The sequence below is a fragment of the Albirhodobacter sp. R86504 genome, from assembly GCF_042466415.1.
Classification (GTDB): Bacteria; Pseudomonadota; Alphaproteobacteria; order Rhodobacterales; family Rhodobacteraceae; genus Albirhodobacter.
Genome location: NZ_JAXHCH010000002.1, coordinates 2,744,434 through 2,760,374, shown reverse-complemented (window position 1 = coordinate 2,760,374; position 15,941 = coordinate 2,744,434). Strand labels below are relative to the sequence as shown.

Below are 15,941 nucleotides of genomic sequence, written 5' to 3'. Positions count from 1 at the left end.
GAGCCCCCCGATAGCCTATGAAACCGCAAACTTCGCGCCCTTCGGAGGACTCCATGAACGAGCCGCAAATCACCCCCGACCTGATTTCCGCACACGGCCTGAAGCCCGACGAATATGCGCGGATCCTCGAAATCATCGGCCGCGAGCCGACCTTCACCGAACTCGGTATTTTCTCCGCGATGTGGAATGAGCATTGCTCCTACAAATCGTCGAAGAAATGGCTGCGCACTTTGCACACGACAGGCGACCAAGTGATCTGTGGCCCGGGTGAAAATGCGGGCGTCGTCGATATTGGCGATGGTCAGGCGATCGTCTTCAAAATGGAGAGCCACAACCATCCGTCCTATATCGAACCCCACCAAGGCGCCGCGACGGGCGTAGGCGGGATTTTGCGCGACGTATTCACCATGGGCGCGCGCCCGATTGCCGCGATGGATAGCCTTTCCTTCGGGATGCCAAGCCATCCGAAAACCAACCACATCGTTAAAGGCGTGGTTGAGGGTGTCGGATCCTACGGCAATTGCTTCGGCGTTCCGAATGTTGGCGGCGAAGTACGTTTCCACCCGTCCTACAACGGCAATTGCCTCGTGAACGCTTTCGCGGCGGGCTTGGCGGATGCGGATAAAATCTTCTACTCTGCCGCTTCGGGCGTCGGCATGCCGGTGGTGTATCTTGGCGCGAAAACCGGCCGCGATGGCGTGGGCGGCGCGACGATGGCCTCGGCAGAATTCGATGACACCATCGAGGACAAACGCCCCACCGTGCAAGTCGGCGATCCGTTCACCGAAAAATGCCTGATGGAAGCCTGCATGGAGCTGATGGCGTCGGGCTCCGTTATCTCGATTCAAGATATGGGCGCGGCGGGTTTGACCTGCTCCGCGGTGGAAATGGGCGACAAGGGTGGCTTGGGCATCAAGCTGAACTTGGAAAACGTGCCGCAGCGCGAAACCAATATGACCGCCTATGAAATGATGCTCTCGGAAAGCCAAGAGCGGATGCTCATGGTTCTCAAGCCCGAAATGGAGGCCATCGCACGCGCGATCTTCGTGAAATGGGATCTCGATTTCGCGATTGTTGGGGAAACCATTGCCGAAGACCGCTTCTTGATCTTGCACAATGGCGAAGTGAAAGCGGATCTGAAGCTTTCCGAGCTCTCCTCCTCCGCGCCCGAGTACGATCGCCCATGGGTGGAGACCCCTAAGGCCGGCGCGATGACCGATCTGCCGCACATCAGCCCGATTGAGGGCCTGAAATCGCTGATCTCCTCGCCGAACTACGCCTCCAAAGCGTGGGTCTATGAGCAATACGATACCCAAGTTATGGGCGACACGATCCGCCGTCCGGGAATGGGCGCGGGCGTCATCCGTATTCACGGCACCAATAAAGGCGTGGCTTTCACCTCGGATGTCACCCCGCGCTATGTGAAGGCGAACCCGTTTGAAGGCGGCAAACAAGCCGTTGCCGAAGCGTACCGGAACCTCACCGCAGTTGGCGCATTGCCCCTCGCTACGACAGACAACCTGAACTTCGGCAACCCTGAGAAGCCGGAGATTATGGGCCAGTTCGTCGGCGCAATTAAGGGCATCGATGCGGCTGTGCGGGCACTGAATGTGCCGATCGTTTCGGGCAATGTCTCGCTTTACAATGAAACCGACGGCGCCGGCATTTTGCCGACACCGACAATCGGCGCGATTGGTCTGATTTCGAACCTGGACGATTTGATCTCTGGCGTGCCGGCTGAAGGCCATATTGCGCTGGTCATCGGCGAGACCAAAGGCCACCTCGGCCAATCCGCGCTGGCGTTTGAGGCCTTCGGCAACGAGACAGGCGATGCACCGCACGTTGATCTCGATGCTGAATTGAAGAACGGCACCTTCTTGCGCGACAATCGCAAACTGCTGTCCTCAGCGACCGATCTCGCAGATGGCGGCCTCGCGTTGGCCGCATTCGAGATGGCACAAGAGGCTGGCGTCGGCGTCACACTGCAGTCTGACGAAATTGCCGCTTTGTTCGGTGAAGACCAAGCGCGCTACCTCGTCGCGGCCACCGAAGCGAACGCAGATGCGCTCGAGACTGCCGCACAAGCGGCAGGCGTCCCGATCGCCCGCGTTGGCCATTTTGGCGGCGATTCTGTGATGTTCGGGGGCGATACCGCCGCGTTGGACGCCCTCGCCGCGACCTATCGCACGGCTTTCGCCGCAGCGATCTCGGGCTAAGAATTGATTGGGGGCGTCCCTGCCCCCAATTCTCGCCTGCTGCTCTGCGGCGGTCCCCACGCGGAGCGTCACGCCAGCGCAGCCAGTTAAGCGCGTGCAACCCCCACCCACCCCTTGCAGCTTGCGCGACGGACACCTAGATTCATTTCAACCATTGAGGAGATGCCCATGCCGATGGAAGCCCATGACATTGAAGCCCTGATCCGCAGCGATTTCCCCGATGCGAAAATCACCATCACCGACCTTGCTGGCGATGGAAACCATTGGGCAGCGGAAGTCATCGATGCCTCGTTCAAGGGGATGAACCGCGTGCAACAACAGCGCGCCGTTTTCGCCTCATTAAAAGGGGCAATGGACGGGGCAAACGCGCCGCTCCATGCTCTTGCATTGACCACCAAAGCCCCTGAATAAACTGCGCCCCGCGCGTATTCCCGAAAGGATCACAGCGATGACCGCTATCGACCAAATCAAAGATACCGTTACGAAAAATGACGTCGTCCTGTTCATGAAGGGCACGAAAGAAATGCCGCAATGCGGTTTTTCCAGCCGCGTCGCAGGCGTGCTGAATTTCATGGGCGTCGAGTATCAAGATGTTAACGTGCTGGCCGATGCCGACATCCGTCAAGGTATCAAGGACTATTCCGACTGGCCAACGATCCCACAGCTCTACGTCAAAGGCGAGTTCGTTGGCGGCTGCGATATTATTACCGAGATGACCATCACCGGCGAACTAGACACCCTGTTTGAAGCTAACGGCGTGGCGTTCAACAAAGACGCAGCAGAGCAAATCCGCGCCGCGAACGCCTAAGGTCTGCACGAACCACAGTTTAAAAGGCGGGCCCGTGATGGAGCCCGCCTTTTTTACCGGACAACTTGCGCGACATGCGAAATGCTTACCGCTTTCCCGTCAGACGCCCCCAAAGGCCCTTGGCCTTTTTACCAGCACTGCCTGCACCTTCCTCGACATCGTCCCATGCCTCACCGATATCGTCAAAAACGGGATCGATCGACCGCTGCTTGAACTGCAAGAAGATCGCGCGGATCGTCAGCACCAAGAGCAAGAGCGTGATCAGGATAGTGATATTCACCCATGGCACGACCGTCGCGTCAGGGGATTCAACCTCTTTCAAGCCAACCGCGTTGGGGAAAATCGTAAACCATTCGTTGCGCCAACCATAATGCGTCACCATGACCCATTGCGGGTTTGCCGCGTTGGAGACCATCGATTGCGCTTGTGCCTGAAGGTTCGACGAGTTCAGCTTGAAATACGGCGGCCAGCCCCAGCCGGTATCTTCATTGCGATAGACCATGGGCTTTCCGTTCGGTTGCACCGATTGGATAAAGAAGACATCGCGATTGGTGTTCGCCGATGTACCCACATCCGCTTGCGCCCAGAAGAACGAATTCTCACCGAAATCGATCCGGCGGTTCTCCGTTCCCACGATCCGCACGACATCATGCTGCGGCAAGGTGTAGTGGAAGAAAGATAGCAACAAGATCGCGATCAACGACAGGAAAGTCCACTTTACGTATTTCATTTGCGCCTCACGCGTAATTCACGAGATAAATCAACACGCCGACCACCGTGACCGGAATGATGTAGACCAGCCAAACGAGCTTCACTCGTAGACTCTTGGCGTAGTCCGCCATGCCTTGCTCGACGAAGGCGTCACGGCCCACCCTATCTTGCGGATGCTCCCGATCCCAGTCGTTTTCAAGGTCCTCACGCCGGAGCGACCGCAGGTAAAGGCGCATGATCCAGTAGATTACCGTCAGGATCACGAGGCCGAAAACCCCTAGACGCAGTAAAGCCACCATCACTCACCCCCACTTATCGGCCCCCAAGGGCCAACCAACTCAACCGTATCGCGCACTGGCATCTGTGGCTCAGCGCCAAACAATCGCTTGCGTGCCCCAACCTTATCAATCAGATACTCTTTTTCGAGAAAATCCGCCACATAGGCACGCTTGATGTCCGGCCAGGCTGCGTAAAGCTTATAAAACAGCTCCTTATGGCAGATATACAGCGCGCGCACATCCAGCGGCGCGAGCTCAGCCAGCAACATGTTGACCTGATCCCGCAACGGGCCCTGTCGCGCGCGCAACGTGTAAAAATACGCTGGATGACGGGAATCGATCGCAGGCCACGGGCCATCGGCCTCCGCCCATCGCAAGAGCGCCGCCAAGCCGTCAAACGCTGGTGGCAAATTCGCGCCTAAGGATTGCGCGACTTTGCGAAGCTCCCTGCGTGAACCTACCTGCGCCACTCCCAGATCTGCGGCCGCGTCGACTAAAATGAAATCCATCTTTTGCCGGATGATCGCCCCCGCCTGATCGCCGCGCCCGTTTACAAGCGGCTCGACAAGGCCGTTTTGCTCCAGAAACTGGGCGATTTCGTTGCGCTGCACACCGGTTAGAACCTTGTCGACACGTAGCTGCGCCAGACGCTCGCCCATACAGATCGCAACCGCCTGAGCTGTCGAGCGAAACAGATAGACACCCCCAAAATGCGACGTCCAGTAATCCACGGACTCGACTTCGGTCGCCTGCAAGGTCAGGGGGTTGCGCGTTACGTCACCCGTTTTGCGCGACGCCTCAATGATATCGCGCATCAGATCGTCATCATGCCAGGCGGACGCCTCCGTCTGAAACCGCGCGATAAGCTGGGTCAGACGCGCCGCCTCAGCGACGTGATTGCCGGTGGTATCCGCCACGACCGACAGCCACCGGATGTTGAGGAGCCGGTTCGGATCATGAAGATCGAAGACGGAATTCTCGATCTCACCGCACATCGCATCCCGCGCGGTCAGCGAAAAGATTTGCGCCTCGTTTCGCGTGATAAACTGTCGCAAAACATCCCGCGACATGGAAAACTTCGCATCCAAAAGCGGCGCCGTTTTCTGCTCGGGCGCGAGCAAGATAAACTGCCGATTGCATCCATTTGGGTTGAGATAGAGAGGGTCTCCCAACTCATCCGCAACCTCGGGCGAAAACCCCGATATATCAATATGGAACGCCTCCAGCGCTGTCCGCCTGCCCGTCAACTGGCTCAAGGCACGGTTGTATCGTTCAACCAACGCGGGGCTCTCAACCCGAATTAAATTACCGAACATCAATCCCTTATCGATGAGGCGCCTCATCCGCGCCCCTCCAGATAGCGGCGTTTGGCCTCCTCCGCGCGGCCCATGTCACGCACCATCGCCTCAATCGCGAGGGCGTCGGATTTATCGGCATAGCGGAATTCGGAATCGGCGTAGCGGTTGATTTCCTGAACAACCATCTGTGCCGTCACGGGCTTGCGCAATTCCGCAATCATCGCGGCCTTTTCGTCATACCCCTTACGCAGGAAGAGGTCCGGCTGCTCCATCCAGTCATCCGGCAATTCGAAATCCATCGCGCGGGTTTTAACCGCGTCCGTAATGTTCTTGATGGCTCGCCCTGTGAAGCGCGGATCGGCGTCCTGAATAGCCTTGAGATACCCGCCGAGCTTCGCAATCGTATCAAGCGGCCCGATGCGACTCTCGACGTGCGCGAAGACCTTGAGCAGTTCCGGCTCATGGGGGCGCGCATGACCCTCATAGCTTTCTCGCACCGCGCGCTGGATCTCTTGCGCGGCGTAAAGCGAATGATCGCCCATTGGAATATCGTGCCGTTTACCCAGCAAAAGTGCGAGAATATCAACGTAGTCGTCGCGCGTTTGCGGGCCGTCCACCAAAAACCGTGCCCCAGCGCGCTGGCGCAGCGCATCGTCGACATTCTCGGGATAATTGGAAAACATCCCGAAGGTACAATTGCCGCGCACGACCGTATTCGCCCCTGCAAAGGCCTCCATCAATACCGCCGTAATCTCCTGCTGACCCGCCGAGCTTTGCTTATCGCCGCGCTTGCCCGCGATCTGATCGATATCGTCAATCGTCCCAAACCCGATTACGCTAGGGTCTAGAATGTTCGAAATAAACGATTTTGCGTTCTGGCCCGACTTGCCTTGATAGCTGTCGACCTGATCAATCGACAGGTTTTGATACCGGAATGCATAGCCCGCGACGTCGCAATACTCATGCAAAAGCCCCGCCATCATTTGAATCAATGTGGTCTTTCCGGTTCCCGGCTTGCCATCCCCCATGAAGGTAAAGATGAAACCGCCCAGGTCCGCAAACGGGTTCAATTTGCGCTCGAAGTCATAAGCCATCAACATTTTCGCCAGCCGCATGGCCTGATACTTCGCGATATGATTGCCAACGACTTCATGTGGTTTTTTGAACTGCATTGTCAGGCTTGTTCCGCGGGATTTTCGGGCGGGCTCGAACCCCGCAATCGGAAAATCATCCGCCGCAACGCGCCATGTCGACCCGGTGAAGGCCCCGATTCGCGCGGCCCCCATGCCGCGCATCTGCACCTTGCGCATCAACGCCTCTGCATAGGCCAGCACGACCTGCACCAATTTGATCTCGTCATCGGCAAACACCGCAAGATCTTGATCTAACTCCCAAAGTGCGCCGTGCAGCGCAAGCTGGGCATTATCCGTGAGGACTTCCTCAACGTCACCAATTTCAAGACTGCCCTCCGCCGCCAAGGGCGCGAGCAAAAACCCCGTCGCGTTCGCGAAACTCGACAACACGGCGATCGATTGCACCGCCAGCAACTCAGAAAATTCGAGCTTGCGCTCGACAGGCAAGCGCCCCTCAAAATTCGCTCGCTTCAATTCGGTCAGGCCCGATGCGTCCGCGACGGCTTCGCCAACCGCCAAAGCGATCGCCAAAGCGCGCCGCAACCCTTTTAACACCGACGCCCCCGCAACGCTCGGCAGGTCTTCGTCGCCCCCCAAGATACGGTCGCGCAACCGCACCCCCTCCGCGCGTGCGCTCGTCCGTGTCACCAAACCGGGCGTGGTTGATCTAAACCGAGGGCGCGTTCCGATCCCGGTTGAGCGTTCCGCCGCCAACGCCTCCACCGCTGTCGCCAGACGGGGCGCATGATCAAACCCCATCAGCAAAGCGCGCGCGGCCGGATACTGCGCCCGAATTGAGGCTTCGGCCAGCTCCATTTCATCCCGTCCAGCGCTCATCAGACTTTCCTTCCCAACAGGCTCTCGGCCTCACGTATATGCAATGACCCGCCCCTCGCGCCCGACGACATACTTACGTATATCGCGAAATCCCTGCGGTGCTTTTTCCGCAAGCACTTGAAACGCGCGCTGCGGCAGAATGACCGAGCGCGTCATCTTCGTTGTGCCCGTTTCCGTCCCTGAGAGCGGATCAAGCGAGAAGACTTGACGCTCCGTTTTGGAAAACCAGCCTTTTTCGATTTCCACCCCCGCAGAGGCCAGTTCCTCCAAAGTCCACGCCAGCGCCCAATCCTCCCCCGCGGGGGATTTTGCCTCATCGAGAACTTCGCGGATCGGGCCAGTTTGCAAAGTGAAGGCGCTGGAATACATCGGACCCAGATGAATACGCCGCAGCCGCTTGGGATGGAGCGCCTCGAAATCGGCATCAATCCCCTTAACGATCGTCAGCAGCTTGAGCCCCGCCGCCGCTTGAGCCAACAGGTGTGCTTGCAAGGACGCCCAGCGCCCCGCATCACGGTCCAACGGCGTGCGCGCGCTATCCTCGATCTCCATCAAATAGATGACAGGCACGTTGAGCTGCGTGTCGTAGACCGCCCAATGGATTTGATACAGCCGCCGCGCCCGCGGCCCCTCCGCCTCGCCCATCGGCGACGAGCAATGCGGATGCATTTGGGGCCAAAACAGGCCGCCTTCTTGCAATGCCGCAAAATACTTTCGCTGACTCATCGCGTATTGCTGCGCCACGGGCATCCGCCCCTGCGACAGCATCACCCGCACCATCTCCTCACGCAGGCTCGCTTCGGTTTGCGCGCCGTCAAGATGGGCGCGCGCCTGCACGGCGTCGTTCGCCATCGTCGCCAACTCTTGATAGATCGGAAAACCGCTCTCGTGCAGATCGATGGTCAGGTGCTTGGCAAACGCCCCCTCCAATCGACCCGCAATGAGATATTTCGTCGATAGCGCCGAAAAGGTCGCCGAAATGGCCGAAATATACCCCGCGATCACGGAGGTTTCCGTGCGCGAAAAGCTGCCCTCGCGCTCCATCTCGGCGGCGACAGACATCAATAGTCGCGTGATCCGGTCAAATTTCGCGAAATAGCGCCGCGCGCGGCCCTCGTCGCGTAAAACATGATGATCGTCTGTCAGTGCCGTATCGACCACGGCCTACTTCCCGTAAAGATTTTTGTCGTGTTTCTCGACAATCGCCGCAAAGCGCCGCGCAAAACGCTCATCCGCCTTGGCCTTAGCCTCCAGCACATCCCGCGCAAAAACCATCTGGCCCTCGTGGCTCTCCAGCATATCGGCCATCCGGGCATTTGTTGCTGCGCCGATCCCCGCCATCGCGGCTTGCGCTTGTTGATCCGTCTCCACGCCGATCTCGTTGATCCGATGCGCAACCTCTTGTTGCTGTGCAGTTTTCAACGACTTCGTCAGCGCGTCATAAAGGACAACGCGTTGTTTGGTATCCGTCACCAGCTTATTAACAAGTACCATCTGCGTCGCGGCTTGGTTTTGCAGGGAATCCATCCACGTCTTGCCTTGCTCGATGTAGCGTTCCAAGGTCTGGCTCTTGGCAAGTTTGACCTGCTCATCGCGCACCATCGCGTTGTGCTTGACGTTCAAATCCGCCAGTTCGGTTTCAAGTGACGTCCGCTTGGCGGCGTCCATCTCCATCGCAATCTGGTTTTCAAGCTCGATAATCGCAGGATCAAGCGCGGTGATCTCACGCCGCAGATCTTCCAATTCCTGCACGGTCATTTCGCGCTCGTCCAGCGTCGCCACCAAATTGGCCTCAACACGGGTTTTCTGATCCTCCAGAACGGCGAGTTGCCCATTCAGGAGCTTCACAATCACGTCCGATTTCGCGATGAGATCTTGCAGCTTACTCTCGATCGACGCGCTGCGGAGACGTTCCTGGCGCATTGCTTCGGATTTTCCCTTCGAGAAAATGCCGATAAAACTCTCCATCCCCGTTTTGGAACGAAGCGCGTCGAAATCCTTTGAGAAGCCGGACGTAACATCGTCGAGCCCCATAATCAGCTCCGCGATATTTCCGCTCATCGCGTCGGCGTGGGCTTGGACATCCGCGAGGGAGGCGTTCTCGATATCCAGCGCCGCGCCCTCGACATCCGTCCCGATTTTGACACGGGCGGATTCAATATGGCGGGTCAGTTCTGCGATTTTGCTTTGCGTCGTCGCCACTTGCTTGCTCGTGTCTGCAATTTGCACGTCGAGGTTGGACATCCGGCCCTCCAATGTTAATCATATTTACAATCTTGGGGCGCGATAGCGAAACAACAAGCCCTTCAGTCCCAAATGCTACCGAAAAACGAGGCGTATCGCTATCTATTTCCAAAATAACGGGTGTTGAGCGATGATCCCCCCCCACGAAGGGCCGCATCCGTGACTTGCACGGCTTTAAACGTCGATATTGTCGATCAGCCGCACATCGCCCAACCAAGCCGCCGCCAAAAGCCGCACGGGGCGCGAGAGGTCGCTCACCTCGCGTAGAGTTTCGGCATCGCGCAGCTCAAGATATTCGACTTCGCCAAACCCCGCCGCGACGATCATAGCCGTCGCCTCCTCAAGCGCCTGAGCAATCGGCACGCCCGATCTGATGCTTTGTGCCGCATGTTGCATGGCGTTTGGAAGTGCTGGCGCGCGGCTACGGTCTTGCGCAGTCAGGCGCACATTGCGCGATGACATTGCCAAACCATCGGCCTCGCGGATCGTCGGGCACGGAATGATCTTGATCGGGATATTCAGGTCACGCACAAGTCGCTGCACCACCTGCACCTGTTGCCAGTCTTTCTCTCCAAAAAACGCGCGCCCTGCCTGCGTCATCCCAAAGAGCTTACTGACCACGGTCGCAACGCCGTCAAAATGGCCGGGCCGCTTCGCCCCCTCGAGCATCTCGGAGACCCCCGCCACCGAAACAGTCGTGGCAAAGCCCTCGGGATAGACCTCCTCAGGCTGCGGCGCGAACAAGACATCAACACCTTCCGCCTCCAACAGCGCGAGATCCTGCGCTTCCGTACGCGGGTATTTCGTGAGATCTTCGGGGTTGTTAAATTGTTTGGGGTTCACGAAAATCGTGACGATGACACGATCTGATTGCGCCCGTGCGGCCCGCGCGAGGCTAAGATGCCCGTCATGCAGCGCGCCCATCGTCGGCACGACGCCGACCAAAATTCCCGATCGTTTCCAACCGGCAACCTTCTCCTGAAGCTCCGCAGCTGTGCGGATCACTTGCGTCATAGTCAATTCTCCTGGAACAAGCGGCGGCGTGCGCGCACTCGGATCAATCCGCGAAAAGGTGCTCGGCGGCGGGGAATGCACCGCTGCGGACCTCAAGCGCATAGGCCTCCACGGCCGCTTCGGAAATCTGCGCCACCTGCGCGTATCGTTTGACGAATTTCGGTTTGAAATCCGCGAAAATGCCCAGCATGTCATCGACGACAAGAACTTGCCCGTCGCACCCCGCCGAAGCCCCAATGCCAACGGTCACAATCCCGATCTCTGCTGTGATCGCGTCCGCCAATGAGGCCGGCACTTTCTCGAGCACGACAGAAAACGCACCTGCCTCCGCGACGGCGCGTGCATCCGCACGCAAGCGCTCGGCATCTGCGCCGCGCCCTTGGACTTTATACCCGCCCAGCGTGTTCACAGATTGAGGCGTCAGCCCGATATGCGCCATCACCGGAATCCCGCGCTTCACCAGAAACGCGATTGTCTCGGCCATATGCATGCCGCCCTCAAGCTTCACCGCCGCGCATCCGGTTTGAGACATGATTTTTGCCGCGTTACCAAACGCCTGCTGCGGGCTTTCCTCATACGACCCAAAGGGCATATCCACCACGACCAAGGCGCGCACCGCCCCGCGCATCACGGCCTGCCCGTGCATCACCATCATCTCCATCGTTACACCAATGGTCGATGGCATCCCGTGCAACACCATGCCCACGGAATCACCAACGAGGATCAGGTCGCAATGACTGTCCACGATCTTGGCGACAGGCGTCGTATAGGCCGTGAGGCAAACGACCTTTGACTGGCCTTTCATCGCGGCAATATCTGATGGTGTCTTGGCCCTGTTGCTGGCGCTTGCACTCATGGCTTATCCCCCCTTGCGCGGCACGAATGCCGCAAAACCCGCTCAATTCATATCCCGCAGCTTGGTCGAAAGAAAGATCTACGCAAGAAAGTTTCTCGCTTGATCCGGCGCCCATCAAAAAGGGCCCGCGAAGGCCCTTTTCAATTCATCGCTCTCGAATGCGTCCTCACGCAGGCACATCACCCGTCAGCGCCGCCTCGCGCGCGGCGTCGTCTTGCGCTGCTTGCTCTTGCATCGCGCGATCCGCGTCGATCACTTCAAATGATGCCGCCGGCACAAGATAGCCAGTCGAGAGCTCGACCATCTCGCCCTCAAGCTCCAAGCTCTCGGCCTTGGTGCGCACCTTCACCTTCGTGTTCAGCGGAACTTCGTCGAACATATCCATCACGTCTTGATTGAACAGACGGATGCACCCTGCCGATGTCGCTTTGCCGATCGAACTTGGGTCCATCGTGCCGTGGATGCGATACATGGTGTCGCGTCCGTTACGATAGAGGTAGAGCGCCCGCGCGCCGAGCGGATTATCCAACCCGCCCTTCAATCCGCCCTTGAGCGGGCCGTAAACATCCGGCTCTCGACGGATCATATTTTGCGTCGGCGTCCAGTTGGGATATTCTTCCTTGCGGCGGATCACACCCGTGCCGGAGAACCCAAGGCCCGCCTTGCCGACAGCCACGCCAAAGCGCATCGCGCGGCCTTCCTCGTAAATATGGTAGAGCACCCGCGCATAGGGATCGACGACGATCGTGCCGACCTCTTCGGGCCCGTTATAGGCAACCCAGCGGCGCTTGTTACGCTCGTTGAGGTATTTCGAGTTCACCGCTGGGACAACACGCGTGCCATCCTCGCGCGCCGCATATTCAGAAGGCACATTCGAGGACGACGGCGAAGATGTCGGTGATCCTCCCGCGCATGCCGCAACAGTCAAGACCAGAGGCACAAGCGCCATGCGACGTATCTTCATAAGTATCGTTAATTTCAAAGCAGCACCCCAGTCAGCGTCTTATTCGGCATCCCGTTTCCCTCGCCCGATCGCCCCCAGCGACTCCGGCGGGAAGCCTCCACAAGAGCCTTACCATCGCTAGGCGCGTCAAGCCCTTACGCAGTTTTGGCACGCGAATGGTGCATATGTGCCTGCATTTTACGAATGCTGGACCGCCACAAGGAACCAAACCGGATCGGGCGGCGTTTGCTATGTTGTTCCCGCCGCCGCGCGTCCGAATTCTCCTAGATTTGCCCAAAAATTAGGCGCGTGCGGGCGCGCGACTCAGGCTACGGGATGGACAAAGCCGCCGCTTTACGGTGAACCTTTTGCAAAGCTCTCAGGAGGCTCCAATGCTCGATTCGAACACCGATCTGAAATCGCTTCTCAGCGACCCATCCCTTTTGGAAACACGTGCGTATGTCGCGGGCGAATGGGTTGAGGCCGATGACGGCGCAACCTTCGACGTGCTGAACCCCGCGCGCGGCGACGTGATCTGCTCGGTGCCTGATCTGGGCCGTGCGGAAACCGCCCGTGCGATCGAGGCCGCGCGCATCGCCATGAAAGAATGGGCCGCGCGGACGGGAAAAGAGCGCAGTCAAATCATGCGCAAATGGTTCGACCTAATGATGGCGCATCAAAACGATCTGGGCCTTATCTTGACCGCCGAGATGGGCAAGCCCTTGGCAGAGGCGAAGGGCGAAGTCGCCTACGGCGCCAGCTTCATTGAATGGTTCGGCGAAGAAGCGAAACGGACCTACGGCGAAACCATCCCCGGCCATATGCGCGACAAACGTATTCAAGTGATCAAACAACCCATCGGGGTTGTCGGCTCTATCACGCCTTGGAACTTCCCCAACGCCATGATCGCGCGCAAGGCGGGGCCTGCGCTTGCCGTGGGGTGCGGTTTCGTCGCACGCCCAGCGTCAGAGACGCCTCTCTCTGCGCTGGCGATGGCTGTCTTGGGCGAACGCGCGGGGCTGCCGAAGGGCATCTTCTCCGTCGTCACATCCACCAAGGCCTCCGATATCGGCAAAGAGTTCTGCGAAAACCACACCGTTAAGAAACTGACCTTCACCGGATCGACCGGCGTCGGCAAAATTCTTCTATCGCAAGCCGCCGAGCAGGTTATGAAATGCTCCATGGAACTTGGCGGCAATGCGCCGTTCATCGTGTTCGATGATGCGGATCTCGACGAAGCCGTGAAAGGCGCGATGGCGTCGAAATTCCGGAACAATGGCCAGACCTGTGTCTGCGCAAACCGGATTTACGTGCAATCAGGTGTGTATGACGCGTTTGCCGCCAAGCTCAAAGAGGCCGTCGAGGCGCTCAATATCGGCGACGGGCTGGTTGATGGGATCGACACCGGGCCGTTGATTTCCGGCAAGGCTGTGGACAAGGTTGAGGAGCATATCAAGGATATCCTCGATCACGGCGGCACCATTTTGACGGGCGGAAAGCGCCATGCTCTGGGCGGCACGTTCTTCCAACCCACCGTCATTACCAATGTCACGCAAGGTATGAAGGTCGCGCAGGAAGAAACCTTCGGCCCGCTCGCGCCCTTGTTCAAATTTGAGACCGAAGAAGAAGTCGTGGGATACGCGAATGACACGATCTTCGGCCTTGCCTCGTATTTCTACGCGCAAAACATCGGCCGTATCACCCGCGTGCAAGAAGCACTGGAATACGGGATCGTGGGCGTCAATACAGGTATCATCTCGACTGAGTTGGCCCCGTTCGGCGGTGTCAAACAATCGGGTTTGGGCCGCGAAGGCTCGCGCCACGGCACCGAGGATTACTTGGAGATGAAATACATCTGCCTGTCGGTTTGATCGACCGCGACCTCAAAGCAAAAGGCCGTGCCACATTGGCACGACCTTCGCTTTCAAGAACGGTCCCCGATAGGGGCGCGTGATCAATTATCGTCTTCGTCGTCTTCATCCGCATCAGGCAACGAGAAGAAGCTGTCCGCGTTCGAATAATCCTTCGAGTCTTCGTCTTCCTCCGGCTCAGGTTTCGCATTGCCCAAGGTGAAGTTTTCGAGGCCCGCGATCCCCGATGGCATCCGTGGCTCGTCCGACATGCCAAGCGACTGCTCCGTCGAAACGAGTTTGCGGCGCTCGTCATCCGTCATCAGCCCGCCTTCTGCGGCCTTCTTCTTCGCGGCTTTTTGCACCTCGGCATCCAATTCGGACTGACGGCAGAGGCCCAATGCAACCGGATCGATCGGCGTGATGTTCTGGATGTTCCAGTGCGTACGCTCACGGATTGCCGCGATTGTCGGCTTGGTCGTCCCGACCAGACGCGCCACTTGCGCATCCGCCAGCTCGGGATGGAATTTCACAAGCCACAAGATCGAGGCAGGGCGATCCTGACGCTTCGACAATGGTGTGTAACGCGGGCCACGGCGCTTTTCCTCACCCGCCGCAGCAGGATTGTTCTTGAGCCGCAGCTTGAGAGACGCGTCTTTTTCCGCTTTCTCGATCTGATCAGCATCCAGCTGGTTCGAGGCAACTGGGTCAAACCCTTTCACGCCGACAGCAACATCGCCATCCGCAATCCCCTGTACTTCAAGCTCGTGCAAACCGCAGAAATCCCCGATCTGCTTGAACGTCAACGTCGTGTTATCCACGAGCCAAACGGCAGTGGCTTTCGCCATAAGCGGCTTCGTCATCGGATCTCTCCTTTACAAATCTCTCCCACGCCGAGAAAAACGGCTGCGGCTTGGGTGCTTCCCGTGCCGCTATTCCTGTTTTCAGGGGGAATTGGAGCGTCTTATACGCCCGATATTCAACGGAGGAAAGAGAAAATGCGTCAAATTAAGCGTATGCCCCGCGCCCTGCGCGCAGCTGTGATTACAGGGGCCGCCGCGCTAACCCTGCTGACCGGTTTCTCCGCCCCTGCCCGCGCTGATGGCGAGCGCGCTGGCGATTTTGATTACTACGTCATGGCGCTATCTTGGTCGGCGACATGGTGCGCCTTGACGGGGGACGCGCGCAATGATCCGCAATGCGACCCGCGGGAGGATTACTCCTTCGTCTTGCACGGGCTTTGGCCACAGTACGAATCCGGCTACCCGAGCTATTGCCGTACCTCTCATCGCGACCCCTCCCGCCAACAATCAGCCGCGATGGAAGACATCATGGGCTCTGACGGAACCGCTTGGTATCAATGGAAAAAGCATGGCCGTTGCGCAGGGCTTCCCGCCGCTGACTATTACGACGCGATGCGCGATGCTTATCGCTCGGTGACCATCCCGGAAGTTTTCACCAAGCTCACCAGAGATGTCAATTTGCCCGCCTCGGTCGTGGAGGAAGCCTTCTTGGAAACCAATCCAGCCTTATCGCGCGACATGGTGACGGTAACCTGCGCCCAAGGCCGGATCCAAGAAGTCCGCATCTGCCTGACCAAAGATTTGGCGCCGCGCACATGTGGCACAGATGTCGTTCGCGATTGCCGCATGACAGATGCACGGATGGATGCCGTCCGGTGACGCCATTCGCTCCGCGCAATACCTGCGCATAAAGAACGGCGCGCCTTTCAGCGCGCCGTCTCCCGCGTCAA

At 58.3% G+C, this 15,941-nt stretch carries 15 protein-coding genes; 5 read left to right on the top strand and 10 right to left on the bottom strand.

The genetic code is table 11. The annotated features are described in order from the left end of the window. Positions 1-53: 53 nt before the first annotated feature. The 3 genes from purL (at position 54) to grxD (ending at position 3,024) form a co-directional block, all read left to right on the top strand. Complete coding sequence (gene purL, locus SJY32_RS15330) at positions 54-2,216, top strand: phosphoribosylformylglycinamidine synthase subunit PurL (protein ID WP_376877341.1); 2,163 nt, start codon at positions 54-56, stop codon at positions 2,214-2,216. Between the two features lie 168 nt (positions 2,217-2,384). Next, positions 2,385-2,627, top strand: a complete 243-nt coding sequence (locus SJY32_RS15325) for a BolA/IbaG family iron-sulfur metabolism protein (protein ID WP_376877338.1) — start codon at positions 2,385-2,387, stop codon at positions 2,625-2,627. A 37-nt stretch (positions 2,628-2,664) separates the two neighbouring features. Beyond that, positions 2,665-3,024 carry a Grx4 family monothiol glutaredoxin gene (gene grxD, locus SJY32_RS15320; RefSeq protein ID WP_376877335.1) on the top strand — a complete coding sequence of 120 codons (360 nt, stop codon included), beginning with the start codon at positions 2,665-2,667 and terminating at the stop codon, positions 3,022-3,024. Between the two features lie 85 nt (positions 3,025-3,109). On the opposite strand, the gene SJY32_RS15315 is transcribed toward grxD, so the two are convergent. The 9 genes from SJY32_RS15315 to SJY32_RS15275 form a co-directional block, all read right to left on the bottom strand. After that, complete coding sequence (locus SJY32_RS15315) at positions 3,110-3,754, bottom strand: DUF1523 family protein (protein WP_376877332.1); 645 nt, start codon at positions 3,752-3,754, stop codon at positions 3,110-3,112. Positions 3,755-3,761: 7 nt separating this feature from the next. Continuing rightward, on the bottom strand, positions 3,762-4,034 hold the full coding sequence (locus SJY32_RS15310; RefSeq protein ID WP_376877329.1) for a hypothetical protein: 273 nt from the start codon (positions 4,032-4,034) through the stop codon (positions 3,762-3,764). Further along, positions 4,034-5,356, bottom strand: a complete 1,323-nt coding sequence (locus SJY32_RS15305; RefSeq protein WP_376877326.1) for a DUF6638 family protein — start codon at positions 5,354-5,356, stop codon at positions 4,034-4,036. Before SJY32_RS15305 ends, SJY32_RS15310 begins: the two co-directional genes overlap by 1 nt. Further along, a complete protein-coding gene (locus SJY32_RS15300) occupies positions 5,353-7,281 on the bottom strand; it encodes an ATP-binding protein (RefSeq protein WP_376877323.1) in 1,929 nt (642 codons plus the stop codon). Before SJY32_RS15300 ends, SJY32_RS15305 begins: the two co-directional genes overlap by 4 nt. Before the next feature lie 30 nt (positions 7,282-7,311). Beyond that, positions 7,312-8,442, bottom strand: a complete 1,131-nt coding sequence (locus SJY32_RS15295; protein ID WP_376877320.1) for a hypothetical protein — start codon at positions 8,440-8,442, stop codon at positions 7,312-7,314. Positions 8,443-8,445: 3 nt separating this feature from the next. Continuing rightward, positions 8,446-9,525 (bottom strand): hypothetical protein, encoded by a 1,080-nt coding sequence (locus SJY32_RS15290; RefSeq protein WP_376877317.1) that lies wholly within the window; start codon positions 9,523-9,525, stop codon positions 8,446-8,448. A gap of 174 nt (positions 9,526-9,699) precedes the next feature. Next, positions 9,700-10,539: a pantoate--beta-alanine ligase gene (panC, locus tag SJY32_RS15285; RefSeq protein ID WP_376877314.1), complete on the bottom strand. Its 840-nt coding sequence runs from the start codon at positions 10,537-10,539 to the stop codon at positions 9,700-9,702. A gap of 43 nt (positions 10,540-10,582) precedes the next feature. After that, entirely contained in the window at positions 10,583-11,395 is an 813-nt protein-coding gene (gene panB / locus SJY32_RS15280) for a 3-methyl-2-oxobutanoate hydroxymethyltransferase (protein ID WP_376877311.1), read from the bottom strand. Between the two features lie 166 nt (positions 11,396-11,561). Next, positions 11,562-12,344 carry a L,D-transpeptidase gene (locus SJY32_RS15275; RefSeq protein ID WP_376877308.1) on the bottom strand — a complete coding sequence of 261 codons (783 nt, stop codon included), beginning with the start codon at positions 12,342-12,344 and terminating at the stop codon, positions 11,562-11,564. Positions 12,345-12,730: 386 nt separating this feature from the next. Between SJY32_RS15275 and SJY32_RS15270 the strand changes: the two genes are divergently transcribed. Further along, the gene (locus tag SJY32_RS15270; protein ID WP_376877305.1) at positions 12,731-14,209 is read left to right on the top strand and encodes an NAD-dependent succinate-semialdehyde dehydrogenase; all 1,479 of its coding nucleotides are present in this window, start codon (positions 12,731-12,733) and stop codon (positions 14,207-14,209) included. Between the two features lie 83 nt (positions 14,210-14,292). On the opposite strand, the gene SJY32_RS15265 is transcribed toward SJY32_RS15270, so the two are convergent. Further along, entirely contained in the window at positions 14,293-15,051 is a 759-nt protein-coding gene (locus tag SJY32_RS15265) for a DUF1013 domain-containing protein (RefSeq protein ID WP_376877302.1), read from the bottom strand. 135 nt (positions 15,052-15,186) lie between these two features. Here SJY32_RS15265 and SJY32_RS15260 point away from each other — a divergent pair, with 135 nt between their 5' ends. Then, positions 15,187-15,870 carry a ribonuclease T gene (locus SJY32_RS15260; protein ID WP_376877299.1) on the top strand — a complete coding sequence of 228 codons (684 nt, stop codon included), beginning with the start codon at positions 15,187-15,189 and terminating at the stop codon, positions 15,868-15,870. Positions 15,871-15,941: the final 71 nt, after the last annotated feature.

Bases quoted from the DNA above. Each gene is read 5' to 3' on its own strand.
- SJY32_RS15270 (WP_376877305.1), top strand. From the start codon at position 12,731: ATGCTCGATTCGAACACCGATCTGAAATCGCTTCTCAGCGACCCATCC.
- SJY32_RS15310 (WP_376877329.1), bottom strand. From the start codon at position 4,034: ATGGTGGCTTTACTGCGTCTAGGGGTTTTCGGCCTCGTGATCCTGACG.
- grxD (WP_376877335.1), top strand. From the start codon at position 2,665: ATGACCGCTATCGACCAAATCAAAGATACCGTTACGAAAAATGACGTC.
- SJY32_RS15260 (WP_376877299.1), top strand. From the start codon at position 15,187: ATGCGTCAAATTAAGCGTATGCCCCGCGCCCTGCGCGCAGCTGTGATT.
- SJY32_RS15315 (WP_376877332.1), bottom strand. From the start codon at position 3,754: ATGAAATACGTAAAGTGGACTTTCCTGTCGTTGATCGCGATCTTGTTG.
- SJY32_RS15290 (WP_376877317.1), bottom strand. From the start codon at position 9,525: ATGTCCAACCTCGACGTGCAAATTGCAGACACGAGCAAGCAAGTGGCG.
- panC (WP_376877314.1), bottom strand. From the start codon at position 10,539: ATGACGCAAGTGATCCGCACAGCTGCGGAGCTTCAGGAGAAGGTTGCC.
- SJY32_RS15300 (WP_376877323.1), bottom strand. From the start codon at position 7,281: ATGAGCGCTGGACGGGATGAAATGGAGCTGGCCGAAGCCTCAATTCGG.
- SJY32_RS15275 (WP_376877308.1), bottom strand. From the start codon at position 12,344: ATGGCGCTTGTGCCTCTGGTCTTGACTGTTGCGGCATGCGCGGGAGGA.
- SJY32_RS15325 (WP_376877338.1), top strand. From the start codon at position 2,385: ATGCCGATGGAAGCCCATGACATTGAAGCCCTGATCCGCAGCGATTTC.
- panB (WP_376877311.1), bottom strand. From the start codon at position 11,395: ATGAGTGCAAGCGCCAGCAACAGGGCCAAGACACCATCAGATATTGCC.
- SJY32_RS15305 (WP_376877326.1), bottom strand. From the start codon at position 5,356: ATGAGGCGCCTCATCGATAAGGGATTGATGTTCGGTAATTTAATTCGG.
- purL (WP_376877341.1), top strand. From the start codon at position 54: ATGAACGAGCCGCAAATCACCCCCGACCTGATTTCCGCACACGGCCTG.
- SJY32_RS15265 (WP_376877302.1), bottom strand. From the start codon at position 15,051: ATGACGAAGCCGCTTATGGCGAAAGCCACTGCCGTTTGGCTCGTGGAT.